Origin of the sequence: Bacillus sp. SIMBA_074, assembly GCF_046534555.1 — a bacterium.
Classification (GTDB): Bacteria; Bacillota; Bacilli; order Bacillales; family Bacillaceae_G; genus Bacillus_A; species Bacillus_A mycoides.
Genome location: NZ_JAWRYM010000559.1, coordinates 1 through 270, shown reverse-complemented (window position 1 = coordinate 270; position 270 = coordinate 1). Strand labels below are relative to the sequence as shown.

1 protein-coding gene is annotated in these 270 nt (G+C 42.2%); it reads left to right on the top strand.

What is annotated here, in order from left to right:
- Positions 1-225 (top strand): hotdog domain-containing protein (locus tag SB773_RS31965; RefSeq protein ID WP_410594357.1); only part of this gene is annotated, 225 nt, incomplete at its 5' end.
- Between the last annotated feature and the right edge of the window lie 45 nt (positions 226-270).

Sequence of the window (270 nt, the reverse complement as noted above, 5' to 3'; positions counted from 1 at the left end):
GATTCAGCAAACCGGGCACTTCGAAGCTATAAGCGCGGTGACTTGGTCGTGGAAAATATGACGATTTATTTCATCAAGCCAGTTCAGATCGACAGCACGCTTGAAATCCATCCGCGTGTCCTTGATGTAGGACGTAAATTCGGAAAAGTGGATGTCGAGGTGTTTAACCAAGGCAAACTTGTCGGTAAGGCGATGTTAACCTGCCAATTGCTTGATCGATCATGATAAATAAATCAAAAAGGATAATCGATATTCGATTATCCTTTTTGA